Source organism: [Clostridium] symbiosum (assembly GCA_036419695.1).
In the GTDB taxonomy this organism is placed as follows: domain Bacteria; phylum Bacillota; class Clostridia; order Lachnospirales; family Lachnospiraceae; genus Otoolea; species Otoolea symbiosa_A.
The window spans coordinates 1,443,232-1,468,801 of record CP143946.1; the positions used below are offsets into that span (position 1 = coordinate 1,443,232).

Below are 25,570 nucleotides of genomic sequence, written 5' to 3' on the forward strand. Positions count from 1 at the left end.
AACGGGGAGCAAGATTATGTGGCATAAAAGTAAAAAAGATGAGAATGAAAGCATGTATGATGAAATGTATGACGAAACCACTTCTCCGGAAGAGGCGGAGAAAGAATCGGATGAGAATGCAGAAACAGATGTAAAAAAATCGTCCGATGAGAAAATCCAGCCGGATTTCGCCGTGCAGAAAAATGTGGCGGTGGTCGAGCAGGAGCTTCAAGAATATCTGAAGGAAGATCACAGCGGCAGCAAGAAGAAAAAGAAAAAATTCGGCCACTGGAGCAAAAAGAAAAAGCTGATTGTGGGCGGATGCGCCGTACTGCTGGTGTTCGTCGGAGGCCGCATTGTCCTGGGCGGCAATAAGCAGGTGGTTCCCGTCGTGGCGGCGATGCCTCTGGCAAAGGGTGATGTGACCGAAGTGCTGAGCCTCAGCGGACCTGTTTCGGGGACGGAAAGCGCGGACGTGGTTTCCAATCTCCATGCGGAAGTGCTTCAGATCATGGTCCGGGAGGGCGACCGGGTGGAAAAGGGACAGACACTGGCTGTCATCGACAGCAGCGACGCCCGTAAAGCAGTCGATATCGCACAGAATTCCTATGACCTTGCCGTCAGTGAATATAACGAAAATATCAGGGACACGCAGCACAAATATGAAAAAGCGGTTCAGGATTACAATACCGCAAAGCTGAATTACGACAGAAATAAGGTCCTGTTTGACGCAGGCGATATCTCCTCGGCCGATCTGGAGGCGGCCAGCAACGCGCTTAAGGATGCCGCAAGGGAGAAAGACTCCTATACCGTGGAAAAAGGAAAGGCCCTTCCTGACAAATCCTATGAATTAAAGGTTAAATCGGCGCAGTTCGAGCTGGATCAGAAGAAGACGGATCTGGAAAACGCCGAGGTGAAAAGCCCGATCACGGGTACGGTAGTCCGTGTCAATTCCAAGGTGGGACAGTTCGCGGATAAACCGGAGGATGAAAAACCGATGTTTATCGTGGAGAACCTGGATAATCTGGAGATGGAGATTGCCGTCAGCGAATACTCTATTTCCAAGGTGAAAGTGGGCCAGAAGGCACAGATTGACGCCGACATTTTAAACGGCGTGAGCCAGGAGGGAGAGATCATCTCCATCTCCCCGACCGGCGAGGAAAAGGGCGGCGGCTCGTCGGAACGTGTGGTTCCCGCAACGATCCAGATTAAAGGCGGGGCATCGAACGGGCTGATTGCCGGAATCACCGCCAAGGCATCCCTTGTCACGGGAGAGGCCAAGGGCGTATTTACAGTTCCTCAGACCGCCATAGTGACCGCCGAGGACGGCAGTACCAATGTGGCTTCCATCGACGCTTCTACGAACACAATACATATGATTCCGGTAACAACGGGAGTGGAGAGTGATCTCGACGTCGAAATCAATCCTGTCGAGGAAGGCGCGCTGACGGAAGGAATGAAGATTGTTATTTCTCCGGCCGGACTTGCGGAGGGAATGGCGGTGACGGCCCGATGAAAACAGTTGGAATGAGAACAGTTCCGGTTGAAACGGCGCGGTCGGTGACGGAACAGAATGAGGGAGGCGCAGACCATGTTTGACAGAGAAGAACTCCGGAGCAAAATCAGAAAAAGGCTGGACCGGAAAGCGGAGCTGCCGGAAGTCGATACGGATGAGTTGATTAAAATTGTCAATCTCTGCAAAGTGTATGATACGGGCGCAGTCAAGGTAATCGGCCTTAAGAATATAAACCTGACTATCAAAAAAGGTGAATTTGTGGCAATCATGGGCCAGTCCGGTTCGGGAAAATCCACGCTGATGAACATTATCGGCTGCCTCGACAGACCGGTAATGGGACATTACTACCTGGACGGAATCGACATTGCCGCTCTGAACCAGGATCAGCTTTCCAGAATCAGGAACCAGAAGATAGGATTTGTATTCCAGTCCTTCAATCTGATATCCAGGACATCGGCGGAAAAGAATGTGGAACTTCCAATGACCTATGCGCATCTGCCGAAAAAACTACGGCATGAACGCGCCGTGGAATTGCTTGGCCGTGTGGGCCTTGGCGAGAGAACGGAGCACATGCCCAATGAGATGTCGGGCGGACAGCGGCAGAGGGTGGCAATCGCCAGAGCGCTGGCCAACGAGCCGCCTCTGATCCTGGCGGATGAGCCGACCGGTAACCTGGATACGGCGTCGTCGGTTGAAATTATGGAACTTTTTTCCCAGCTTCACAAAGAAGGAGCCACGGTGGTTGTGGTCACCCATGAGGAAGACATAGCGGCGTTTACGGAGCGGATTATCCGGTTCCGTGACGGCGAAATCGTAAGCGATGTGAAAAATAAGAAGAGAGAGGATCTGGAGAGGGAGGTGGCGCCATGCTGTTAGAAAATATGTTCATGGCTTTTTCAGCCCTCCGGGCCAATAAGATGAGGTCGTTTCTGACCATGCTTGGAATTATCATCGGTATCGGTTCTGTTATCTCGATTGTATCTATCGGCGATACGATGAGGGGAATGTTCTCAAGCCTCTACCAGGATATCGGCATCACCCAGGCATACCTGGGAATCGGTTACTGGATTGACGATACAAGACAGAGCGATTACTTTACAATGGATGAATTAAGCCGCATTAAATCGGTCTTTGGCGACAAAATCAGCTACATCGACAGCTCCATGTCCACCTCGGCCGATGCCATTGCCGGACGCAACAAGATTAAGTTCAATTTCGAGGGAATCGACTATAATTACAACGATGTGCAGCCCGTGGATATTCTGTACGGAAGATATTTAAATGAGGGCGATGTCAAGGCAAGGAGAAATAATGCGGTCCTGGAAGTGGGCAGCGCCAAAATGCTGTTCGGCACGGATAACGCCGTGGGCCGGACCTTCAGAACCCAGCTCTATGGAAATGTCCAGGAATTTACGGTGGTGGGCGTCTACGAAAAGAAACAGAGCGCCTTCCAGAAACTGATGATGGGCACTCCGAGTGATAAGGGAAGCGCATACATACCGTGGACTCTCTTAACCTGGCCCAATGATTACTTCTATTACTGCCATTTCTTTGCGGATACGACGATGAGTGAGGCGGAGCTGAATACCTTTTACGACGATCTCCTGACCTATGTGGCAAAGACAAAGGGCCGTGAGAAGTCAGAATTCTATATGGAGACGGCCATCAGCCAGATGGGGCAGGTAGACTCCATGATGGCGGGACTTTCCATGGCAGTGGGCGGCATTGCCGCAATTTCCCTGATTGTAGGCGGTATCGGAATCATGAATATCATGCTGGTATCCGTGACGGAGAGGACCAGGGAGATCGGCATCCGAAAAGCGCTGGGAGCAAGAACCAGGGACGTCCTGATCCAGTTCCTTACGGAATCTGCGATTCTCTCGGCCTGCGGAGGACTGATTGGAATTCTTCTGGGAGGCGGCCTCGTCACCCTGGTTGGTGCCGCAATCGGTGTGCCGACTATCGTCAAACCGGGAGTGATCCTGGTGGCCGTGACGTTCTCGGCCGTTGTCGGAATCTTTTTCGGCCTCTATCCCGCGTCGAAAGCGGCGAAATCCGACCCCATTGACGCACTGCGGTACGAATAAAAGCAAATTTTCATTATTTTTACAATTTTATGAAAATTATTTAAGACACTCGCCATTTACCTGAACTTATGCTATAATAAATTGATACGTTTATGGTAAATGGGGAGTGAACTTATGCTCAATGAAGAGAAGATCAGGCTGATGACCGACCTGGCCGTTTTCGAGAAAAAGAACGGCGGCCGGATGACATCCGTTACCAGCTACTTCAAAGGTGATTATATCAGCCGGAACATGATACGCGGTTTTATAAGCTATACTCTATGCTGCATGATGATTCTGGCCATATGGGTTTTATTTAATATGGATGTTTTCCTGAGCACCATAGGTATCGATGCCCTTACAGGCCTTGCCTGGAAGGGAGGAGCGTTTTACCTTGTGGGGCTTGTTCTGTATATGGCGCTAATCTGTGCCGTTTATGGCAGGAGATACGATTATCAGGCGAGAATGAACCGTATTTATATTGCGAAATTAAAACATCTGGACAAGCGCTATGACTACCACAGCCGCTCCAGGGAACTTGCAAGGGAGGGCAGACGCGTATGAAGGGACTTCTGGTTTTTAAAGAGAGGCTCAAAGCATTTTATGGTAAAAACAGCGCATTTGTAATCCCAGTACTGAAGTTTATTGTAGCGTTTACCGCTATATTTCTGATAAACAGGAATGCCGGTTTTATGCCTAAAATATCGGGCTCCCTGGTACCGGTGGCCATGGGACTTGTAGCCACCTGCCTGCCGTACGGGACCATCGCGTTTCTGGCCGGCGGTTTTCTTTTAATACAGCTGTATGCTGCATCCCTGGAGGTGGCGGTGATCACGTGCATTTTCCTGTTTATTGTGGTCCTGCTCTATTACGGGTTTCAGCCGGGGGACAGCATCCTTCTTTTAGTGACGCCGATCCTGTTCTTTTTCAAGATACCCTTTGCCATTCCGCTCTTAGTGGGGCTGGCGGGCAGCCTGGTGTCGGTAATTCCGATGAGCTGCGGGATTTTCATTTATTACGTAATTATGTATGTGAAGCAGAACAGCAGCTTCCTGGCGGGAAGCGAACAGGTCGAGATGACCCAGGTCTTTGCCCAGGTGGTGAAAAGCCTGATAGGCAACCAGACCATGCTTGTCATGATTGCGGCGGGATGCCTGGGCGTCCTGGTGGTGCACGTTGTTAAAAATCTTTCAATTAACTATTCCTGGGGGGCCGCGATCACGGCCGGTTCCATTATCCAGTTAGTTGTAATCTTTATTGGTGATTTTAAGTTCGGCGTGTCGGTATCGGTGCCGGGCCTTATTATTGCGATTTTATTGTCGGCGGCGGTCGCTGGCGTGTATCACTTTTTTGTATTTGCCGTAGACTATAGCAGGACAGAGTTTGTTCAGTTTGAGGATGATGATTATTATTACTATGTGAAGGCGGTTCCGAAGATCGCGGTGACAAAACCCGATGTAAAGGTGCAGAAGATTAACACGCGGAGGACGCCGAGACAAAAATAAAAAACAGATTAAAAAGATAAGAGGAGGTGAGCGCATGGCCGATATTATTAAGGAACTGTATTCCTGGATAGCATTTGTGCCGGAGATTACTTTCAAAAACTTCATAGAAATTGCAATTATTACGATAGTTGTATATGAGATGCTGGTATGGATTAAGAATACAAGAGCATGGACCCTCCTGAAAGGTATTCTCTTTATATTTGCGTTCGTCCTTGTGGCCGCCATATTGGAACTTGATACGATCCTGTGGCTGCTGGAAAAGACTTCTTATATTGCGGTGACGGCTATTCTGATTATTTTCCAGCCGGAGCTTCGTAAGGCCCTGGAACAGCTTGGCAGCAAGAATGTCCTGACCAACCTGTTTACGGCGGATGACGTGAAGAAGAATGAAAGTTTTACCGAGAAGACAATTAATGAACTGGTGAGAGCCAGCTTTGAGATGGGCAAGGTGAAGACAGGCGCCCTGATGGTAATCGAGAAAGCGACCTCCCTGGGAGAGATCGAGAGAACCGGAATCGAAGTGGACGGCATCGTAACAAGCCAGCTTCTGATCAACATATTCGAACACAATACACCCCTGCACGACGGCGCCGTCGTTATCCGGGGAAACCGTGTCACGGCTGCAACCTGTTATCTGCCTCTGTCGGACAACATGGCGATCAGCAAAGACCTGGGAACAAGGCACAGGGCTGCCGTTGGAGTCAGTGAATCGACGGACAGCGTGACAATCGTTGTCTCCGAGGAGACGGGACGCGTGTCGGTGGCATCGGGAGGCCAGCTCCGCAGAGTTGCAAGCGGAGACGAGCTGAGGAGCCTTCTGTCGACCCTGGTAAAACATGACGAGACGAGTGCAGGCAGATTTAAGATTTGGAAGGGAAGGCGGAAGAATGAAAGAAAAGCTGACTAAAAATTCCGGACTGAAGCTGATTTCCCTGCTCTGTGCATTTTTTGTATGGCTGGCTGTTGTGAATGTGGCCAATCCGGTGACTACAGACACAAAAGAGGTTCCGGTGGAACCGATCAACGAACAGGTTCTGGAAAAAGCGGATCTGACCTACGACATAGTAGGAAAGAAGACGGCGGTTATTACCTACCGCATCAGGACCAAGGATAAGTATAAGATAAAGACCAGTGATTTCAGGGCATATGCGGATCTTGCCGAGATGTATGACGTGACGGGAGCCATCCCGATCAAGGTTGAGGTTGTGAATAACAATGAACTGTTTGAGACGACGCCGACGGTAAAATCGCCGGAGGTCATTAAGATACAGACGGAAGCGCTGCAGACTAAGGATTTCCCGTTAAAGGCGCTGCCGTACGGCAATCTGGCCGACGGATACCAGCCGGGTGAGATTACGATGTCCCCGGATCATGTGAGCATCAAGGGACCGGTTTCACTGATTGGACAGATCAATGGAGTTGGTATTGAGTTTAATATTGACGGCGTCAGCAGCGATATTTCCGGGACGGAAACTCCTGTATTCTTTGATGCCAACGGAAACAGCCTGATGGAGCAGCTTGGTGACAGCGTAAAAGTACTGGGCGGAGACATCAGTTATACAATGCAGGTTCTTAAGACCAAGACGGTGCCGCTCGACTTTGTGGTCACGGGCGAAGTTGCCCAGGGATACAAGTATACGGGCGTGGAGACAAGCGTTAAGAACGTGGAAGTGGCAGGACTTAAGTCGGATCTGGCGGGTATGAGCACGATAACGGTTCAAGATCCGCTTCTCAACATCGACGGCGCCACCACGGACAAGGTCTGCGAGATCGATTTGAAGGATTTCCTGGAACCGAACGTCACGATAGCCGGTATGAGCGATACGGTCATTAAGGTGGTTCTCAAGGTGGAGCCTCTGAGAGAGAAGACGTTTACGGTAGATACGAAGGACATACCGATGAGCGGTAAGTCGGACGGCTACTCCTACACATTTGACGATGAGAAAGCGGAAATCAAAGTGCGCGGGCTCAAAGAGGATCTGGACAGCCTTTCCACGGCAAAGATGAGTATCCATGCCGATGTGACGGGGCTTGGAGTGGGAACCCATAACGTCAGGGTGTCGCTTCAGCTGGATGATGCATTCGAAGTAATTGCTTATCCCGAAGTGTCGATCACGATTGCCGAGAAGTCACCGGCCGATGTGGTTTCCGGAACCGCGGCCGAGACAAAAGCGGGTGAATCAAAACCAAATGAAACGAAATCAAATGAGACAAAATCGGCTGAAAGCAGCGCGGCTGAATCAAAACCTGCTGAAAGTAAGCCGGAAGAATAGTAAAGAGGGGTTATTTTGTCATGGTTAAGGCAAAAATAAAAATTAGGAACCCAATCGGCCTCCATCTGAGGCCGGCCGGGATTTTCTGTAATGAAGCTGGAAAGTTTGACTGCTCCATTATGTTCAGTTTCAGAAATTCAGTATCGAATGCCAAGAGCGTGCTGAGCGTTCTGGGGGCCTGCATCAAATGCGGGGATGAGATTGAATTTATCTGTGACGGTAAAGACGAGGAGGAAGCATTGTCCGCGATGTTAAAGATCGTGAACGACGGCCTCGGCGAGTAAAATAATCCGGAAAGAGGAGGAACCACAATGGCAAGAGGAACAGGTGCATCGGCCGGTATTGGCATCGGCAGGGCTGTCATTCTGAAAGAAGAGCAGCTCGTGATCGAGAATACCGCGGTAGAAGATGCAGAAGCAGAGAAATTACGTTTTAAAAAGGCGGTAGAACAGAGCATCGCGGATGTGAGCGTCCTGGCAGAGGACATGGCATCCAGAATCGGTGAAAAAGAAGCTGAGATTTTGAACGGTCATTTAATGCTTTTACAGGATCCGATGCTGACGGGCGAAATCGAGAACCAGATTGAAAACGATAAGGTCTGCAGCGAATTTGCGGTGGAGACAGTCTGCAATATGTATGCGGATATGTTTGCTTCCATGGATGATGAACTGATGCAGCAGAGAGCTGCGGATATGAGAGACATTAAGACAAGAATGCAGAAGCTGCTTCTGGGAGTCCAGTCGGTGGACGTATCCCTTCTTCCGGCCGGGACGATCCTGATGGCGGAGGACCTTACCCCGTCCGTGACCGCAGGAATCAATCCGTCCAATGTGACTGGTATAGTTACGGAGCTCGGAGGACGCACCTCCCACTCGGCTATCCTGTCCAGGGCGCTGGAGATTCCGGCCGTTGTGGCGGCAGCGGGAATCCTCAGCGAGGTGAAGGACGGAGACGAACTGATCCTGGACGGCGAGACGGGTGAGATTTTTCTAAATCCCGACAGTTCCCTGCGTGCAGAGTACGAACAGAAGAGAAGTGTTTATTTACAGGAAAAAGAGGAGCTTAAGAAATATATCGGCATGTCCAGCACCACGAAGGACGGCGTGACGGTGGAAGTAGCGGCCAACATCGGAAAACCGGAGGATGTGGACCGGGTGATTGCCTATGACGGAGAGGGCATCGGCCTTTTCAGGACGGAATTCCTGTTTATGGACCGGAATGAGATGCCGACCGAGGAAGAGCAGTTTGAGGCGTATCAGAAGGTAGCTGTGGCCATGAAGGGCAAACCCGTGATTATCAGGACCCTGGATATCGGCGGCGATAAGGAAATCCCTTACATGGGTCTTAAGAAGGATGAGAATCCGTTTCTGGGCTACAGGGCAATCCGTTTCTGTCTCGACAGAAAAGACGATATCTACCGCCCGCAGCTTCGCGCCCTCTTAAGAGCCAGCGCCTTCGGCAATATTAAGATTATGGTGCCAATGGTTACCTGCATTGAAGAATACAGGGAGGCAAGGGCGCTTGTAACCGACATCATGAAAGAACTGGATGAAAAAGGAATTGCATACAACAAAGAGATTCAGGTCGGAATCATGGTCGAGACGGCGGCAGCATCCCTGATGGCGGATGTGTTTGCCAAAGAAGTCGATTTCTTCAGTATCGGCACCAATGACCTGACACAGTATACGATGTCGGTAGACCGCGGCAACGATAAGGTATCTTACCTTTATTCCACGTTCAACCCGGCTGTCCTGCGGAGCATCCGCCACATTATCGAGTGCGGACGGAGAGAGGGCATCATGGTGGGAATGTGCGGTGAGGCTGCCAGTGATCCGCTGATGATTCCACTGCTTCTGGCCTTTGGGCTTAACGAATTCAGTATGAGCGCATCGGCCATCCTGAAGGCAAGAAAATATATTACCGAATACAGCGTGGAAGAGCTGAAAGCGGTTGCGGATAAGGCTATGAGCCTTGTGACGGCGGCCGAGATTGAACAGTTAATGAAAGAATTTGTCAGGGGTTGAGAAAGTGGCCGAAACACGGGATACCGCCTTTTTTCCGACCGTGAATGAACGGATATGCTGCAGTTTGTAACACAGCCGTTTATGGCAGCGTTGGGAACCGTGCATTTATCTGACTGAGGAGAAGAGGTGCCGCATAATTATAATTGTATCATTACAAATTATGATTATGCGGCATTTGGCATTGAGTGGCAGTGACAAGATCGCGAAGCTTACTTTTCGTTGCTGATGCCTTTTAAAAATACAGAAATACCGTAAAGGATGAAATTATGACAGTTTACCTATTGTGTTATGCGGCCGCATGGCTGTTTTCATTAAGCGGCCATTTTTATCTGTCCGGAGCCGGACTGATAGGGGCAGCCGTGTATCTCTATATGGAGGATTACAGAAAAACAGAAAATATGCTGAATCTTCGGGGGCTCTTTTCGCTCTCCTGGGTGGGAGGGCAGGGACTGGCCTGTTTGAAGCTGAGCAGACTGGGGGCAAGCTGGTCCCCTGTGACCTGGCTCTGTTTTCTGGCGGCATTTGCCGGATTTTACTGCACCTTCCGGTTCCTGGAGCATTACCTGGGAGTGGATCGGGTGAGTCCGCTGCGGTACAACGGGTTCGGCAATTACGAGCAGTCCGTTTTTTTCTGTGCCTGCGGCCTGACGATCGTCTCCTTCGGATGTTTCCTGATTGAGGCGGCGGCTTTGGGCTTTGTGCCGCTGTTTGTCAGGGGAGTGCCGCATGCCTATTCGGCCTTTCATCTGACGGGAATCCACTATTTTACCGTATCTTGTGTTCTGGTGCCGTCCATGTGCGTAATATACTTTTGTATTAACAGGGGAAGGGACAGGATAAAAAGCATCATAATGGCGGTGATGGGCCTGCTGTCCCTGGCCGTTCCGCTCCTCTGTGTTTCCAGATTCCAGCTGATATTTGCGGTGATCCTGGCCGTCCTGACCTACATACAGATGGACGGAAGGCTGAACCTTCTCTACGCGGTCTTTGCGATGGCGGCCCTGGTGCCTCTCTATCTGCTGCTGACCGTCGCGAGGAGCCATGACGTGTCCTATCTGAATGCGGTCTTTGAGATGAAGAATGAAAATATGCCGATTTTTATTACCCAGCCCTATATGTATGTGGCAAACAATTATGACAATTTCAACTGTCTGGTGGAGGGACTGGACAGTCATTCCTGGGGCCTCAAGATGCTGGCTCCGCTGTGGACTTTAACCGGGCTTAAATTCAAATTCCCCGCGCTGACGAATTTCCCATACTTTGTCAACCGCGAGGAACTGACCACCCTGACCATATTTTATGACGCCTATTATGATTTCGGAATCATTGGAGTGCTCGGTCTTTCCTGCATTCTGGGGGGACTGGCTTTCTATTTGATGCAGAAGATGAAAAAGGTGCGCAATCCGATTACGTATCTGTTCTATTCCCAGATCGCAATTTACATGATGCTGTCTTTTTTCACCACCTGGTACAGCAACCCGACAACCTGGTTCTATCTGGCGGCCACGGGGGCGATCGCATTTGCGACGTCCAGGCGCTGGGGAACCATCTGATTACCACGAAGCAAAGGGGATATGAGAGATGATTTCAAAAAAAATGATACCACTTATGCAGAACAACTCTGCAATCAGAATGATGTTTGAAGAAGGAAAAAAACTTGCCGCCATCCACGGAGCCGAAAATGTATTTGATTTCAGCCTGGGAAATCCCAGCGTACCGGCGCCCGCCGAAGTAAATCAGGCAATTGCGGATATAATAAAAGAGGAAGATTCTCTTTTTATCCACGGTTATATGTCAAATGCCGGATATGAAGATGTCCGCGGGACGATAGCGGATTCACTGAACAGACGGTTTCACACGTCGTTTGGGATGGCGAATATCCTGATGACGGTGGGGGCGGCCAGCGGCCTTAACGTAATTTTAAAGACCATCCTGGATCCGGGTGACCAGGTCATCACATTTGCCCCGTATTTTGTGGAGTACGGCTCCTATGTGCGCAACTACGACGGAGAACTGGTGGTGGTTCCCCCGAACACGGCCGATTTCCAGCCTGATTTAAAGAAACTTGAGGAAAAGATTAACGGCAGGACAAAAGCCGTTATTATCAATACTCCCAACAATCCCACCGGCGTGATTTATTCCGATGAAACGCTTAAAAATATCGCCTCGGTATTGGAAAAGAAGGAGAAGGAGCTGGGGATTTCCATCGTCCTGATCTCAGATGAACCATACAGGGAGCTGGCTTATGACGGAGCTGTGGTACCCTGGGTGACAAACTATTACCATAATACCGTGGTCTGCTACTCCTACAGCAAATCCCTGTCCCTGCCGGGAGAGCGTATCGGCTATCTGGTCATCCCGGACGAGATGGAGGACAGTAAGAACGTGATTCAGGCCGCTACGATAGCCAACCGGGTCCTGGGCTGCGTCAACGCGCCTTCCCTGATGCAGAGAGTCATCAAACGCTGCGTGGATGCGGAGGTGGATGTGGCTGCCTACGACAGGAACAGAAACCTGTTGTACAACGGGCTGAAGGGATATGGATTTGAATGCATCAAACCGGAGGGGGCTTTTTACCTCTTTGTGAAATCACCGGTGGAGGATGAAAAAGAATTCTGTGAGACGGCGAAGCAGTTTAATGTGCTCGTGGTTCCGGGAAGCTCTTTTGCCTGCCCGGGATATGTGAGAATTGCCTACTGTGTTGCTTATGAAAGAATTGAACGCTCCATGGCGGCATTTAAAAAGATCGCGGAGCATTACCATTTAATTTAAGCCGGAAAATGCCGGCTTCGGGAGGTGTTGTGCGTTGGAGGATGTAAAAAAATATCTCAGGATGATTTTAAATATTGTAATTCCTCTGGCAGGACTTTGCCTTGTATGCTTTCTGGGACCAAAGCTGCTGAGCTTTTTTATGCCCTTTGTGATCGGCTGGATTATCGCAATGATTGCCAATCCCCTGGTGCGGTTTCTGGAACGCCACTTAAAGCTGGTTCGGCGCCACGGTTCCATGGTAATTATCGTGGGCGTGCTTGTGCTGGTAATCGGTCTTCTGTATCTGGCTATTACCTGGATTTACTCGGAGTTAGCCGGCTTTGTCGGAGACCTGCCGCTGCTCTATGAAAATGCGCTCAGCGAAATATCGAATGCGATTCAGAACAGCCAGAAGCTGCTCACCTATCTGCCGGACAGTCTCCAGAAACCGCTTTTGGAAATCTCCAACAATCTGGGAGGAACCATCGGCACTCTGTTTTCCAAAGCCGCCGCCCCAACGGTGGAGATTGCGGGAAATGTGGCAAAACGGATTCCCAATGTCATGGTAAATACGGTTATCATGATTCTGGCATCTTACCTGTTTCTGGCGGAGCGTGAGAAGATTCTCCGCGTCCTGAGAGCGGCGCTGCCGCCGTTTGTATTCCGCTATGCGGAATATCTGAAAAAAGACGCCAGAGGCCTGATCGGCGGCTACTTCCTGGCGCAGTTTCGGATTATGTTTGTGGTGGCCGCCATCCTCGCGGCCGGACTGTTAATATTGGGAGTGAAATACAGTCTGCTGCTGGCAATCTTTATCGCCCTGTTAGACTTCCTTCCGATTTTCGGAACGGGAACCGTCCTGATCCCCTGGGCTGTTGTGAAGCTGTTTTCTGCGGAGTACCCATACGCCGTGGGGCTGATTCTGATTTACATTACAACCCAGGTAGTCCGCCAGATTATCCAGCCGAAGATAGTCGGAGACTCCATGGGGCTGCCGCCGCTTCTCACGCTCTTCCTCCTGTATATGGGATTCAAACTGAGCGGAATAGCCGGAATGATCCTGGCGGTGCCGATTGGGCTTGTGTTTATCAACTTCTATAAATACGGGGCATTTGACTCGATGATTGAGAATATGAAGATGTTGATTCGGGAGGTTAGTGAGTTTAGAAAAGGGGGAGGGGATTGAGGAATGAGAACGCCGCCGTCAGGTCGGGGGCGGGATGGTGAGAGGGAGGTTATGAGTCTTCAGTCCCGGTTGGTAAGTTGTCGTGGGTGGGAAATCCGGGCAGAAAAAGTTCCTGCGGGAAACGCTTGCGCTCTTCGGAGTACATAGTGGTACTAACCTCGAAAAGACCTCGGTAAGTACCAATGAACTCCCAGGTTCCCTCCGGAATCTTTTTCTCCCGGATTCCCCACGGGAAGGTTATGGCCGGGACTGAAGACGCGAAGGTTTTCGCCATCCCGTAACCCGGCCTGCGGCCGCTGAATTGTTCTGCTTCTTCAAAAGGGGAGGTATTGTCGCGGCCACTATGTTATCTTGAGGGGCTAGAGAATGCCTCCTGTTTGGTATGGGAAGAATCATCAGGAGAAACCGTCAGCACGTAAAAGTATTGCAATTATGTAGTGGTTGCGACAATACCTCCCCCTTACTTGACGAAAGAGACAATCAGCCGCTGAAGATGACGGACGGGGCAACACCCTTCACTGAGTCTTCAGTCCCGTCGACAACCTGCCCGGGGAAGGAGGAGAAAAACTTTCCGGAGGGCGACCTTGAAGCCCGCCGGTGCTTGGCGAGGTATTTTCGAGCCTAGCATCCTCTGCGCGCTTCACAAGCGGGAGCGAGTCCCCGTAGGAATTTTTTTCTCCGGATTCCCCCTCACCACAACCTGAAACCGGGACTGAAGACTCATCCACACCCACCCACTCCCCCGTCCGCCATCTTACAGAGGCGTCCTCACATCTCAACTAAACTTCCCCCCTTTTTTCCCCGCCTTAGGATTCTCCCCAAACGTCTTTTTATAAGCCCGCAGAAACGCCGCATAATTCCTGAACCCGCAGTGGTAACAGACTTCGGTGACCGGGACGCCGCGGTTTAGGAGTTCTTTGGCCATCAGGAGGCGTTTTTCGTTGATGTAGCTGGTGATGGTGTAGCCTGTCTCCTGTTTGAAGAGGCGCATCATGTGGTATTTGCTGAGGTAGAAACGGGACGCCAGGCTGTCTATTGTGTAGTCGGAGGATGGGTTCTCGGAGATATAGCGCATGATTTCCAGGACTTTTTCACTGCCGGGGCTGGTGCTTACATATTCCAGATGGTTTTCTACGGCGGCCCTGTTCAGGTGGATCATGAATTCCAGGAACAGGATCCGGCAGTACAGCTCTTTGGCATAGCCATCTTCACGGCAGGCTTTTTCCAGACGGAGCAGACTCTCGTACAGGGAGCTGATTTTCAGCGAACTGATGCGGAGGACATCGGAGCAGTGGTCCCTGGCATCCTGGAAACAGCGGCTTAAATCGCAGTTTTCGGAACGGAAACTGTCCACATAGTCGGGGGAGAGATATACGACGATGCGTTCATAGATTTCATCGGAGCCAATCACCGGTTTATGGATGGCGTGGTGGCCGACCAGGACGATGTCGTAGGGGTTCAGATGGTAGGAGCGGCCTTCGATAATATAGTCCACGTCGCCCTTTAAAAAGATCAGGACTTTGTCAAAATCATGGTAATGGTAGTTGATGTCGTCGGGCAGACAGGCCGCCAGATGGAACAGCCGGAATTCCCGGTCCAGATAGCCGCGTTTTTCATAGGAATCCATATTTCCCCTCCTTTCTGATATTCGTAACCATTATAGCATTATTTGTAAGATTTGCAGCACAATAATTGTAGAAATTTATTTTCCTTCAGTATATAATGGATATAAACAAAGGTATGTCTGTTAAGCCGGATGCTGAGTGTGCCGTGGAGAAGGCCAGCGCAGCCGTGGCTTAAAAGTGCAGACAGTGTGTAGTAATAGCCGCCGTAGTGCGCCGGAACCGGGAGGATACGTCAATGAAGAAGGTTACATTTGAGAAATACCATTGCATGGGAAATGATTATCTCGTATATGATCCGAATAAGAATGAGCTGAAACTGAGTGAGGAGAACATTAAACTGATCTGCGACAGGAACTTTGGAGTGGGTTCGGATGGAATTCTTGCAGGTCCCTATCTGGATCGGGAGAAGATGTATGTAAAGATTTTGAATCCGGACGGAAGTGAAGTGCCGAAGAGCGGAAACGGCATGGGGATCTTTGCAAAGTATTTAAAGGATGCCGGTTATGTGCAGAAGACCAGCGTTTCCTGGATGACCATGAGCGGGGAGGAGAATGTTTTTTATCTCAATGAGGAGGGGACCAGGGTTAAGATATCCATGGGACGCCCAACCTTTTGGAGTGATGAGATTCCCGTGACGGGAGAGCGCCGCGAGATGGTCAACCAGACCATGATGTTTGGGAAGATTCCTTATGTGACCACCTGTCTTTCCATCGGCAATCCCCACTGTGTAATCTGGATGAGCGAGATTTCCAGAGAGCAGGTGTGCAGGATTGGAGAGCATTCCGAGAATGCCGACTATTTCCCTGAGAAGGTGAATACACAGCTTCTCAATGTGCTGGACAGGACCAATATTCAGATTGAAATTTATGAGAGAGGGGCAGGGTATACTCTGGCCTCCGGAAGCTGTGCCTGTGCGGCTGCCTGCGCGGCGCTCAAATTGGGGCTGGCCGATAATAACATGTATGTCCACATGCCCGGCGGAGTCCTGGAAGTGGAGATTAAAGAGGACGGAACCGTATACATGGTAGGCGAAGTCGGCTATGTGGGAACCATCACACTGGGAGCCGAACTGACCGAAAAACTGCGTGCGATGCACGGAAAAAAATAATTGACAGAGAAAAAACAGACTGCTATAGTTTAAGCAGGTCGGGGAGCTGTGCCGGAACCGGTACGGCTCCTTTTGACGTATTTTGGAAAACGGTGTGAGGCGTACGGGGCGGCTGCAGTTTACGGGCAGCCATACCCGATAAAGCGGGCGCGCTGCCCTGCGAAGCGTCTTGCTGTCCGCCCTGTATCGCATAAGGAGAAATAAATATGGATAAAGAGAGAATAGACGGATGTTTTTTAGAGGAAGAAGCCGATTTGATGAAACTGCAGTTTACGGATTTATTCGGCCGGCTCAAGATGGTGGAGATGACCCGAGGACAGTCCCAAAAGGTGATGGCGGACGGTTATCCAATCAACCGATTTGCTCTGGGCGGCCTGAGAAAGGAGGGAGCAGTTCTTCCGTTTCCCGCCGGTCTGCAGGATAAGGCGGAGAATACAGGACTTTACCTGAAACCGGATATGGCAACATACCAGATGCTTCCCTGGGATTCGGGACAGGAGAATGTGGCCGGGGTAATCTGCGACGTTATGAACTCCGACGGCAGCCCGTCCCCGATTGATACAAGGAGCCTTTTAAAAGCGACGATCGACAGAGCCGAACGGCTGGGCCTTAGTCTTTATTTTGACTTTCAATGTGAGTTTTATTTATTTCATACGGATGATGAGGGGAGGCCGACAACGGTCACCCACGAGGTCGCAGGATATTACGATGCGGGGCCGATTGACCTGGCCGAGAGCGTCCGGCGCGACATCATGTTAAGCCTTTCGGAGGCTGGGATGGAGGTGGAGAGCAGCCACCACGGAACAACTCCGGGACAGCACTGTTTTCTGCTTCCCGTACGCTACGGTGTGGAAGCCGCAGACTATCTTCAGACGTTTAAGACGGCGGTGAAGAGAATTGCAAAACGCCACGGGCTGCATGCGGCATTTATGCCGAAGCCGAACGGTAACGGAGACGGTTCGGGTCTTCACACGGGCATTGTAATCCGCGATAAAAATGGCAATACTGATAAAGAGACGGCCATGTATTTCCGCTGTGGTATATTAAAACATTTACGGGAGATGATGATATTTACCAACCCTTTGATCAATTCCTACAAACGCCTTGCAGCGGAGAAATACAATGCAGTCCAGCCCGAATTTCCGGCGACCATCTGGGAGGAAGGCACTGATAAGGCGGTGCGCTATACGGAGGACAAGGACGGGATTGTAACTGTCACGGCGCTTTTTCCCGATCCGTCGGCCAATCCTTATCTTGTCCTGGCTGCGCTTGCGGCCGCGGGGCTCGATGGAATTGAGAAAAAGATACGGGCCTCGGAATGTGATGAAAACCCGAAATTCCCGGAGACGCTGGGCGTGGTCCTCAGAGAACTGGACGGGAACGCATTTGCCAAAACAGAGTTCGGGGAAACGCTCTGCGGAATGTACCGGGAGGGCAAACAGGAGGAATGGGACCGTTTCTGTTCCTTTGTGACCGACTGGGAGATTCAGGAATACCTTTACCGCTGTTAAACGCGGTGTAAGCGAAGACTCAAACGTGGTGTAAATGAAGACTCAAACGCGGTATAAATGAAGACTTAAACGCAGTGTAAATGAGGACTTTTATCGCAGCAGGAGACCGGGGACACAGGGGGCGGCATGAAAACAGCGAGGTGAAACTGTGTGATCAACGTCATAGTGGCATTTTCCAGGCCGGAAGATGGAAGAAATATTAAAAATATACTAATAAAAAACGGACTGCAGGTGACGGCGTCCTGTACATCCGGTTCCCAGGTTCTCGCTCAGGCGGATGATCTGCAGAGCGGGATCGTGATCAGCGGTTTCAGGTTCGGCGACATGACCTGCCGCCAGTTGAGCCGCCAGCTTCCGCCGGGCTTTGACATGCTCCTGATCGCCTCACCCGCCAGATGGAGCGGTGAAAATATGGGAGAGATTGTATGTCTGCCGGCGCCGTTTAAAATGTGTGATCTGATGTCCACGGTGCGCATGATAGAGCGGATGCAGACAGAGAAGCGCAAGCTTAAAAGAAACCGCCAGTCCATGAGAAATGAGGATGACAAAAAGGCCATTGACCAGGCGAAGGGACTCCTGATCAGCCGCAACAGCATGACGGAGCCGGAGGCGCACAAATATCTGCAGAAATGCAGCATGGACAGCGGAACGGGGATTGCGGAGGCGGCCAGGATGGTGCTGAGCCTTTACAAATGATAAATTGATTCGGCGTTTCACAGTGTGCGCGGAGAATCAGGGAGGATAAAATAATATGAAATTTACAAAGATGCAGGGAATCGGCAATGACTATGTATATGTGAACTGCTTTGAGGAGAAGGTGGAGGATGCGTCCAGGCTGGCGGTAGCGGTGAGCGACCGTCATTTCGGAATTGGTTCCGACGGCCTGATTCTGATTAAACCGTCGGATGTGGCGGACTGTCAGATGGATATGTACAACCTGGACGGCACCAGAGGCGCCATGTGCGGCAACGGAGTCCGCTGCGTGGGAAAATATGCCTATGACCATCATATCGTAGACAGGCCTCAAATCAGCGTTGAGACGGCGTCGGGGATCAAATACCTCGATATGAAGGTGGAGGACGGAAAAGTGACGGCCGTCACCGTGGATATGGGAAAACCGGTTCAGACCTCGGAACTGTTTGAAGAGCTAGAAGTGGACGGGAAGAAATATCATTTCATCGGAGTTTCCATGGGAAATCCCCACGCTGTGCTGTTTGAAAATGAATTCGGCGGGCCGATTGAAAAACTGGACCTGGAGAAAATGGGTCCCGGCTTTGAACACCACGATAAATTCCCGGACAGGACGAACACGGAGTTTATCAGGGTGATCGACAGGAAACACATCAAGATGCGCGTCTGGGAGCGGGGTTCCGGCGAGACGATGGCCTGCGGAACCGGCGCCTGTGCCACCGCAGTGGCCGCCATTCTGGCCGGATATGCGGACGACACGGTGGAAGTGGAGCTTTTGGGCGGCTGTCTCACCATCACATGGGATCGGGAAAAAGATACCGTGTATATGACGGGACCGGCAGTGGAGGTATTTAACGGCGAATATACGCTGTAACGGCGTCCGTGAAAATTTCTGTAACGGTTTTTCGTCTATAAAAGCAGGAATAAGGCAACTTTTAACTCTTTTCACATACTTTAATAGTACAAAGGTATGTGAGAGGAGTTTTTCTTTTGGATATAAGAAAGAGAGTGGTTATAGATGCCGGACACGGCGGCGAATACGATCCGGGAGCAGTTTTCGAAGGAAGACAGGAGAAGGACGACAATCTGAGACTGGCGCTGGCCGTCGGGGATATACTGGAAAATAACGGTGTTGAAGTCATTTTCACAAGGGTTACGGATGTATATGATTCGCCTTATGAAAAAGCAGATATGGCAAACGCGGCCGATGCGGATTTTTTCGTGTCCATCCACAGAAATGCAGCCGCAGAGCCGGGAACAGGCTCCGGCACAATGACGCTGGTGTACAGAGAAGAAGGACTTGCCAAAGAACTGGCTTCTTCCATCAATAGAGAACTTGCCAAAACGGGCTTTACGGATCTGGGAACCTTTGAAAGACCCGGTCTGGTGGTCCTTCGCAGAACGCAGATACCGGCCGTGCTGGTGGAAGCTGGTTTTATCGACAATCCGGAAGATAATGCAAGGTTTGACGCACAGTTTGACGAGATCGCAAATGCGATTGCAACCGGAATACTGAACGTGATCAGACAGCAGGAAGAGGAAGAACAATTCTACATGATCCAGACAGGCGCCTACCGCATCCGCTCCCTGGCTGAGCAGCAGCTCGAAGAACTGAAGGCGGAAGGATTTCCGGCATATCTGGTATCCGGAGATGGACTTTTCAGAGTCAGAGTCGGAGCCTTTAGCGACATTGACAATGCTGCAAAGATGGAACAGGAACTGAGAGAAATGGGATTTCCGACGGTCATGGTTCATGGACCGGCAGTGAATTAGAAACTGCCCGTTTATCCCTGGTTTTTATGGATTCGTTTTAAACTCTGCTTTTGGTGATTTGGCTATTGTGAAGTAAAAGTGGGAATTTTTGATTATAGTTCCCGGTAAGGAATACAGTTGTTTTTGGTCTGCGCCCTCCTGTGTGTAACGGGAGGGCTTTTTAAAATGAGGGGGAGGGCTGATTCTGATATTGATGGTTTTCAGGATGTAATTGAAGCTGGGGGAAAGGTGTAGTATGATGGGAGGAGATAAGGATTTAATTGAGATGCGAGGACGCCTCTGTAAGACGGCGGACGGGGTGGTGGGAGGGTGGATATGAGTCTTCAGTCCCGGTTTGTAGGTTGTGGTGAGGGGGAATCCGGAGAAAGACTTTCCTGCGGGGACTCGCTCGCGCTTGTGAAGCGCACAGCGGATGCTAAGCTCGAAAGGACCTCGCTAAGCACCGGCGGGCTTCAAGGTCACCCTTCGGAAAGTTTTTCTCCTCCTTCCCCGGGCAGGTTGTCGACGGGACTGAAGACTCAGTGAAGGTGACTGCCCCGTCCGCCGGCTTCAGGGGCTGATTGTCTCTTTCGTCAAGTAAGGGGGAGGTCTTGTCGCGGCCACTATGTAGTCGTGAATCTTTTACCTTAAGAAGGTATTTTGGGCTGGCTTCAGAGATAAATACAAAGCTAAATCATATGATGAAGCAAAAAATTCAATGGTTATTCAAGGATAGGTCAGGAGCTAGAGCTCTGATTCATCAATTGAATACCATACAGGGAAGGCATTCTCCCGGAATTCGAGGAAATGTAGCGGTAGCGACAATACCTCTCCCCTTTGAAGGAATAAGAACAAATCAGCGGCCGCAGGCCGGATTCCCCACCCGCGACAACCTGCAAACCGGGACTGAAGACTCACAACCTCCCCTCACCATCCCGAACTCCGATAACGGCGGCGTTCTCATTCTTCAATTAAATCCCCAAATAATTGAACAGGAGGATAAACTAATGAAAGTACATAAAATAGCCGTAATACCCGGAGACGGTGTAGGCCCGGAGGTAATCAGGGAAGGAGTGCGGGTTCTTAAGAAGGCCGCTGAACTGGATGGAAGTTTCCGGTTTGAGTTTACCTGGTTTCCCTGGGGCTGTGAATATTATCTGAAAAATGGCCGCATGATGGAGGAGGACGGAATCAGCCAACTGGAGAAATTTGATGCAATCTATCTCGGGGCCGTGGGATATCCGGGAGTGCCGGATCATATTTCACTGTGGGATCTTCTGCTTGTAATAAGGAAGAGTTTCGACCAGTATGTGAACCTGAGGCCGATTGTGCTTTTGAAGGGTGCACCCTGCCCTCTGAAGGACGTGAAGCGGGAAGAGGTTGATATGATCTTTGTGCGGGAAAACAGTGAGGGGGAGTACGCCGGAAGCGGAAGCTGGCTGTACAGGGGGAAACCGAATGAAGTAGTAATACAGGACGGCGTTTTTTCGAGAGTGGGCTGCGAGAGAATTATCCGGTATGCCTTTGAGCTGGCAAGGGAAAAGAAGAAATCCCTTACGAGCATCAGCAAGGGAAATGCGCTCAATTATTCTATGGTATTCTGGGATCAGATTTTTAAGGAGGTCAGTGCGGAATACCCCGATGTGGAAACACATTCCTACCTGGTGGATGCAGCAAGTATGCTGATGGTGAAAGAACCGTGGCGGTTTGAGATTGTCGTGACATCCAACCTGTTTGGTGATATTTTGACGGATCTCGGAGCTGCCATAGCCGGAGGAATGGGACTGGCCGCCGGAGCCAACCTGAATCCGGAGCGAAAATATCCCTCCATGTTTGAGCCGATTCACGGCTCCGCGCCGGACATAGCGGGTCAGGGAAAAGCGAATCCCCTGGCGGCAATATGGTCCGCCAGCCAGATGATGGATTTCTTCGGCCATGAGGACTGGGGGAAAAAGATTTTGTCTTCTATTGAGGCTGTTTTGGAAGAGGGGAAATCTCTGACACCGGATCTTGGCGGTACCGCCACAACGGAGGAGACTGCCGGAAAAGTGATTGAGATGCTTTGCAGCGGCAGATAAAACTTTATTTTTAGCATCGCGAAGCGTGTTATTGTTCACAGTGCAATGCGGTGTGAACCGTAACATTAAAATGCGCTGGCAAATTGGAATAAGATGGAAAATTAATAGAAAACAGAAAGATAGTGTGATATAATGTAGTTACAATAAAACCGAATTAATGAGAAGGGGAGGCGTTACTATGGCAGGGAAAAAAGTAGTTATCACCATCGGCAGACAGTATGGCAGCGGCGGCGCAGATACCGGCAGACGGCTGGCGGAAGAACTGGGACTTGGTTTTTATGACAAGAATATCCTGAGGATGAATTCAGACGAGAGCGGAATCAAGGAAAGCTATTTTCACCTGGCAGACGAGAAGGCGGGAAACAAGCTGCTCTATAAGATCATCAGCAGTTTGACACCTGAGAAAGGTTCACCTTCCTTTGGCTCAGACCTGATTTCAGCCGACAACCTGTTCCGTTTCCAGTCCGAAGTAATCAGGAAGCTGGCGGCGGAGGAATCCTGCGTGATTATCGGAAGATGCGCCAATTACGTCCTGAATGGAATGGACGGACTGGTCCGCGTTTACCTGTATGCGGATATGGAAGTGAGAGAGGCCAGAATCAGGGAAAAGGATCTCTATGATGAGAAGGAGATATTAAAGAACATCAAACGGATTGACAGAGAGCGCCGTGATTATCACAGATATTATACGGGACGTGACTGGGAGGATTTGGATAATTATGATTTGATCATCAATACGACCAAAATCGGCGTGGACGGTGCGGTGAAGATTATTAAGAATTATCTGACGGTGATGGGATATGATTTGGAGAAAGATTTTCCAGTGGAATAAGGGATGAAAGTATCTGAATGAAGGTATTTGAGTGAGCATATTTGAATGAGGGTGTTTGAGTGGAGATATTTGTATGAAGTTATTTGAATAAAGATATCTGCAAGATGATACCTAATAAAAAATACCACCATGAAGATACGGTATGATGAAGGAAAAAAGAGAGAAAACATGCAGGCAGGGCTGGAATGCCCTGCCTGCATGTTTTACTAACGGGATTTTCTTCTTTTCTGCTGCATTCTGTATATATTGGATGCCCTGGTTACCGCCTTACCACTCCAGTTCCACCGGTGTGTATTCGTGGTGGATGGCCGGAAGAATTTTTTTAAGCAGATCCTCCGTCTTAATTTTCAGGCTGGATGTGTTCATACACGGATGGCAGCCGATGTATTCATCGTTTAAAATGTCCTGGTCTATCACGAGACGGACATGATTTTCAAGGTCGTTCATCAGTCCCAGAACGCTGACGGAGCCGGGAGTAATGTCGAGATATTCTTCCATGTGTCCTGCATCGGCGAAGGAGAGGCGTGCGCAGCCCATTTTTTTTGAAAAAACGGCGGTGCGGAACTTCTTGTCACCGGGCATCATCAGAAGGTAAAAATTAGTCTTCTGCGTGTTGCAAAGAAAGAGGTTCTTGCAGATGCGGATATTAAGAAGCTGCTCCACTTCGTGGCAGCTATCGATGGTCTCCGTGGGATCGTGGTCGATTCTCGTGTAGGGGACATTTAAAGAGTCCAGCAGCGTATATACACGCTGTTCCTTTGGCAGGCGGTCTGAAAAATTATCCGGGCGGCCGGTATATAATGTTCTATCAATGTAGATCTCCTGTGGGAGAACGGATGCATGTGCGGCTTCTGTGTTCATTTTATCACTCCTGTTTTATGGTTGATATCGTGGTGATACCGCTTCGGAAATCGGTACCATATCCTTCTATTATACAAAGCTTTGTCTGAAAATCAATATTTAATTGCGGTTCATGTTGATCTGGCAGAGCATTTCGACTATAATAACGAAGTTTGGAAAATGTTGAGAATATGGATAATATAGAATGGATAAGGATGAAATATGAGATATCAGACCGATATAGATAAAATGAATACCAACAGGAACCTGTTTTTTATGTCTCTGCCGATTTTTGTGGAGCTGCTTTTACAGCTTTTGGTGGGAAATATAGACCAGATGATGGTCAGCCGCGTATCCCAGCAGTCGGTGGCTTCGATTGTCAATGCGAACCAGATTATGAACCTGGTGATTATCGTGCTCAGCATGGCGGCTACCGCGACCACGGTTATTCTGTCCCAGTACCTGGGAGCGGATGATAAAGACAATTCATCCAGGACATGCATGGTGTCACTGCTGATGATTGGAGTGGTCGGCATCCTGTCGACGGTTCTTGTGTTTGTGGGATACAGACCCATATATAAGGCCATCCGTGTGCCGGATGAGATATTTGACGAAGCATCGCTGTATCTGCTTATCGTGGGGGCGTTTATAACGGTTCAGGGACTTTACCTGACATTTTCAGCCATTATCAGGGCGTTTGCCATGATGAAGGAAGTAATGATTGTTTCAATAGTTATGAATGTATTGAATATCATCGGAAATGCAATCCTGATCAACGGCTGGTTCGGTATGCCGAGACTGGGAGCGGTGGGAGCAGCGATTTCCACGGACATCAGTAAACTGGTGGGGCTGGGGCTCATGATTCTGCTTTTTATGAAACGGACGAATGTAAAGCTGGGGATGCATTTTCTGAAACCGTTCCCAACGCAGATTATGAAGAATCTCTGCTTCCTGGCGATTCCTTCCGGAGTGGAGAGTTTTTCCTATAATATGTCACAGATGTGCATCCTGGGAATTGTCAATTCCTTTGGCACTATGGTTACGGTGACAAAGGGATACTGCAGTATCTTTGCAAATCTGGCCTATGTTTACGCAATGGCAATTGCATCGGCGACACAGATTGTGCTTGGGTATCTGATTGGCGCAAAGAAAATCGATTTAATCCAGAAACGTGTGAACGCCACGATGAAGGTGGCTCTTGCGGCCTGTGTGGGCCTGGCGATTCTGCTGTTTCTGGGCAGCAATTATGCATTTTTAATATTTACGGACAACCCGGAGATTATCGCCCTGGGGCGGAGAATTCTGTTTATCGAAATTTTTCTGGAAATAGGACGGGCCGTCAATATTGTCATGACAAAGTGCCTGATTGCAGTCGGGGATGCCGTGACACCGACCGCCGTGGGCGTCATCTTCCAGTGGGGAGTGGCCTTTGTGGGCGCTTGGGTATTTGGAATCATCTTCGGCTGGGGCCTGGAGGGCGTCTGGGTGGCCATGGCGATTGACGAGTGCCTCAGAGGCCTGATATTTGCCGTTCATTTTAAGAAAGAACGGTGGAAAAAGGTATTCAGGAGTGTGGATGCCTGAGCAGGATACAGACAAAATTGTGGATTATCGGCTCGCGATTGATAGATGGAATGTGGAAAAGTGGATAAAACGAGCAAAAAATGTGGATAAGATGGAATTTGAATGGAATTTTCTGAGAATTATGGTTTTGTAGGGGAATAAAATGGGAACGGTTGGTGCGTTGGGAAAATGAGGGAGAATTTTATGAATGAAAAAAACTCGGCTGCTTACTGAACAGGATTTAGCGGCGGCTGGTAAGCAGATTGCAGTA

General features: G+C 49.8%; 22 protein-coding genes. 20 read left to right on the forward strand and 2 right to left on the reverse strand.

Going from position 1 to position 25,570, the window contains the following annotated elements:
• Positions 1-16 precede the first annotated feature (16 nt).
• The 12 genes from V3C10_06690 (at position 17) to ytvI (ending at position 13,300) form a co-directional block, all read left to right on the forward strand.
• Positions 17-1,495 (forward strand): efflux RND transporter periplasmic adaptor subunit, encoded by a 1,479-nt coding sequence (locus V3C10_06690; GenBank protein WVP63494.1) that lies wholly within the window; start codon positions 17-19, stop codon positions 1,493-1,495.
• 75 nt (positions 1,496-1,570) lie between these two features.
• Positions 1,571-2,371 carry an ABC transporter ATP-binding protein gene (locus tag V3C10_06695; GenBank protein ID WVP63495.1) on the forward strand — a complete coding sequence of 267 codons (801 nt, stop codon included), beginning with the start codon at positions 1,571-1,573 and terminating at the stop codon, positions 2,369-2,371.
• A complete protein-coding gene (locus tag V3C10_06700) occupies positions 2,362-3,582 on the forward strand; it encodes an ABC transporter permease (protein WVP63496.1) in 1,221 nt (406 codons plus the stop codon). The genes V3C10_06695 and V3C10_06700 overlap by 10 nt, the downstream gene beginning before the upstream one ends.
• A gap of 114 nt (positions 3,583-3,696) precedes the next feature.
• Positions 3,697-4,125, forward strand: a complete 429-nt coding sequence (locus V3C10_06705; protein ID WVP63497.1) for a hypothetical protein — start codon at positions 3,697-3,699, stop codon at positions 4,123-4,125.
• Complete coding sequence (locus V3C10_06710; GenBank protein WVP63498.1) at positions 4,122-5,066, forward strand: ABC transporter permease; 945 nt, start codon at positions 4,122-4,124, stop codon at positions 5,064-5,066. Before V3C10_06705 ends, V3C10_06710 begins: the two co-directional genes overlap by 4 nt.
• A gap of 34 nt (positions 5,067-5,100) precedes the next feature.
• Complete coding sequence (cdaA, locus tag V3C10_06715; protein WVP63499.1) at positions 5,101-5,973, forward strand: diadenylate cyclase CdaA; 873 nt, start codon at positions 5,101-5,103, stop codon at positions 5,971-5,973.
• The gene (locus tag V3C10_06720) at positions 5,954-7,339 is read left to right on the forward strand and encodes a CdaR family protein (GenBank protein ID WVP63500.1); all 1,386 of its coding nucleotides are present in this window, start codon (positions 5,954-5,956) and stop codon (positions 7,337-7,339) included. The genes cdaA and V3C10_06720 overlap by 20 nt, the downstream gene beginning before the upstream one ends.
• Positions 7,340-7,359: 20 nt before the next feature.
• A complete protein-coding gene (locus tag V3C10_06725) occupies positions 7,360-7,623 on the forward strand; it encodes an HPr family phosphocarrier protein (GenBank protein ID WVP63501.1) in 264 nt (87 codons plus the stop codon).
• Positions 7,624-7,650: 27 nt separating this feature from the next.
• Positions 7,651-9,363, forward strand: coding sequence for a phosphoenolpyruvate--protein phosphotransferase (gene ptsP / locus V3C10_06730; GenBank protein WVP63502.1), 1,713 nt, complete (start codon positions 7,651-7,653; stop codon positions 9,361-9,363).
• Between the two features lie 266 nt (positions 9,364-9,629).
• Positions 9,630-10,916, forward strand: a complete 1,287-nt coding sequence (locus tag V3C10_06735) for an O-antigen polymerase (protein WVP63503.1) — start codon at positions 9,630-9,632, stop codon at positions 10,914-10,916.
• Between the two features lie 28 nt (positions 10,917-10,944).
• On the forward strand, positions 10,945-12,135 hold the full coding sequence (locus tag V3C10_06740) for a pyridoxal phosphate-dependent aminotransferase (GenBank protein ID WVP63504.1): 1,191 nt from the start codon (positions 10,945-10,947) through the stop codon (positions 12,133-12,135).
• 34 nt (positions 12,136-12,169) lie between these two features.
• The gene (gene ytvI / locus V3C10_06745) at positions 12,170-13,300 is read left to right on the forward strand and encodes a sporulation integral membrane protein YtvI (GenBank protein WVP63505.1); all 1,131 of its coding nucleotides are present in this window, start codon (positions 12,170-12,172) and stop codon (positions 13,298-13,300) included.
• A 775-nt stretch (positions 13,301-14,075) separates the two neighbouring features.
• On the opposite strand, the gene V3C10_06750 is transcribed toward ytvI, so the two are convergent.
• Positions 14,076-14,927: an AraC family transcriptional regulator gene (locus V3C10_06750; GenBank protein WVP63506.1), complete on the reverse strand. Its 852-nt coding sequence runs from the start codon at positions 14,925-14,927 to the stop codon at positions 14,076-14,078.
• A gap of 233 nt (positions 14,928-15,160) precedes the next feature.
• Between V3C10_06750 and dapF (V3C10_06755) the strand changes: the two genes are divergently transcribed.
• From dapF (V3C10_06755) to V3C10_06785, 7 genes are all read left to right on the forward strand, one after another.
• Positions 15,161-16,033: a diaminopimelate epimerase gene (gene dapF / locus V3C10_06755; protein WVP63507.1), complete on the forward strand. Its 873-nt coding sequence runs from the start codon at positions 15,161-15,163 to the stop codon at positions 16,031-16,033.
• A gap of 206 nt (positions 16,034-16,239) precedes the next feature.
• A complete protein-coding gene (locus V3C10_06760; GenBank protein ID WVP63508.1) occupies positions 16,240-17,544 on the forward strand; it encodes a glutamine synthetase family protein in 1,305 nt (434 codons plus the stop codon).
• 150 nt (positions 17,545-17,694) lie between these two features.
• The gene (locus V3C10_06765; protein WVP63509.1) at positions 17,695-18,240 is read left to right on the forward strand and encodes an ANTAR domain-containing protein; all 546 of its coding nucleotides are present in this window, start codon (positions 17,695-17,697) and stop codon (positions 18,238-18,240) included.
• Positions 18,241-18,295: 55 nt separating this feature from the next.
• Positions 18,296-19,108, forward strand: a complete 813-nt coding sequence (dapF, locus tag V3C10_06770; GenBank protein WVP63510.1) for a diaminopimelate epimerase — start codon at positions 18,296-18,298, stop codon at positions 19,106-19,108.
• 116 nt (positions 19,109-19,224) lie between these two features.
• Positions 19,225-20,007, forward strand: a complete 783-nt coding sequence (locus V3C10_06775; GenBank protein WVP63511.1) for an N-acetylmuramoyl-L-alanine amidase — start codon at positions 19,225-19,227, stop codon at positions 20,005-20,007.
• Between the two features lie 986 nt (positions 20,008-20,993).
• Positions 20,994-22,064, forward strand: a complete 1,071-nt coding sequence (locus V3C10_06780; protein WVP63512.1) for a tartrate dehydrogenase — start codon at positions 20,994-20,996, stop codon at positions 22,062-22,064.
• 178 nt (positions 22,065-22,242) lie between these two features.
• Positions 22,243-22,896: a cytidylate kinase-like family protein gene (locus V3C10_06785; protein WVP63513.1), complete on the forward strand. Its 654-nt coding sequence runs from the start codon at positions 22,243-22,245 to the stop codon at positions 22,894-22,896.
• 267 nt (positions 22,897-23,163) lie between these two features.
• Here V3C10_06785 and V3C10_06790 read toward each other — a convergent pair whose 3' ends face one another.
• A complete protein-coding gene (locus tag V3C10_06790) occupies positions 23,164-23,757 on the reverse strand; it encodes a prolyl-tRNA synthetase associated domain-containing protein (protein WVP63514.1) in 594 nt (197 codons plus the stop codon).
• 201 nt (positions 23,758-23,958) lie between these two features.
• On the opposite strand from V3C10_06790, the gene V3C10_06795 reads away from it, so the two are divergent.
• The gene (locus tag V3C10_06795) at positions 23,959-25,320 is read left to right on the forward strand and encodes an MATE family efflux transporter (GenBank protein ID WVP63515.1); all 1,362 of its coding nucleotides are present in this window, start codon (positions 23,959-23,961) and stop codon (positions 25,318-25,320) included.
• Positions 25,321-25,570: the final 250 nt, after the last annotated feature.

What these genes read in the sequence shown, in the direction of transcription:
- V3C10_06725 (WVP63501.1), top strand. Translation starts at nt 7,360, where the DNA reads ATGGTTAAGGCAAAAATAAAAATTAGGAACCCAATCGGCCTCCATCTG.
- cdaA (WVP63499.1), top strand. Translation starts at nt 5,101, where the DNA reads ATGGCCGATATTATTAAGGAACTGTATTCCTGGATAGCATTTGTGCCG.
- V3C10_06735 (WVP63503.1), top strand. Translation starts at nt 9,630, where the DNA reads ATGACAGTTTACCTATTGTGTTATGCGGCCGCATGGCTGTTTTCATTA.
- V3C10_06785 (WVP63513.1), top strand. Translation starts at nt 22,243, where the DNA reads ATGGCAGGGAAAAAAGTAGTTATCACCATCGGCAGACAGTATGGCAGC.
- V3C10_06790 (WVP63514.1), bottom strand. Translation starts at nt 23,757, where the DNA reads ATGAACACAGAAGCCGCACATGCATCCGTTCTCCCACAGGAGATCTAC.
- V3C10_06780 (WVP63512.1), top strand. Translation starts at nt 20,994, where the DNA reads ATGAAAGTACATAAAATAGCCGTAATACCCGGAGACGGTGTAGGCCCG.
- V3C10_06690 (WVP63494.1), top strand. Translation starts at nt 17, where the DNA reads ATGTGGCATAAAAGTAAAAAAGATGAGAATGAAAGCATGTATGATGAA.
- V3C10_06695 (WVP63495.1), top strand. Translation starts at nt 1,571, where the DNA reads ATGTTTGACAGAGAAGAACTCCGGAGCAAAATCAGAAAAAGGCTGGAC.
- V3C10_06740 (WVP63504.1), top strand. Translation starts at nt 10,945, where the DNA reads ATGATTTCAAAAAAAATGATACCACTTATGCAGAACAACTCTGCAATC.
- dapF (WVP63507.1), top strand. Translation starts at nt 15,161, where the DNA reads ATGAAGAAGGTTACATTTGAGAAATACCATTGCATGGGAAATGATTAT.
- V3C10_06750 (WVP63506.1), bottom strand. Translation starts at nt 14,927, where the DNA reads ATGGATTCCTATGAAAAACGCGGCTATCTGGACCGGGAATTCCGGCTG.
- dapF (WVP63510.1), top strand. Translation starts at nt 18,296, where the DNA reads ATGAAATTTACAAAGATGCAGGGAATCGGCAATGACTATGTATATGTG.
- V3C10_06760 (WVP63508.1), top strand. Translation starts at nt 16,240, where the DNA reads ATGGATAAAGAGAGAATAGACGGATGTTTTTTAGAGGAAGAAGCCGAT.
- V3C10_06700 (WVP63496.1), top strand. Translation starts at nt 2,362, where the DNA reads ATGCTGTTAGAAAATATGTTCATGGCTTTTTCAGCCCTCCGGGCCAAT.
- V3C10_06705 (WVP63497.1), top strand. Translation starts at nt 3,697, where the DNA reads ATGCTCAATGAAGAGAAGATCAGGCTGATGACCGACCTGGCCGTTTTC.
- V3C10_06720 (WVP63500.1), top strand. Translation starts at nt 5,954, where the DNA reads ATGAAAGAAAAGCTGACTAAAAATTCCGGACTGAAGCTGATTTCCCTG.
- ptsP (WVP63502.1), top strand. Translation starts at nt 7,651, where the DNA reads ATGGCAAGAGGAACAGGTGCATCGGCCGGTATTGGCATCGGCAGGGCT.
- V3C10_06710 (WVP63498.1), top strand. Translation starts at nt 4,122, where the DNA reads ATGAAGGGACTTCTGGTTTTTAAAGAGAGGCTCAAAGCATTTTATGGT.
- V3C10_06795 (WVP63515.1), top strand. Translation starts at nt 23,959, where the DNA reads ATGAGATATCAGACCGATATAGATAAAATGAATACCAACAGGAACCTG.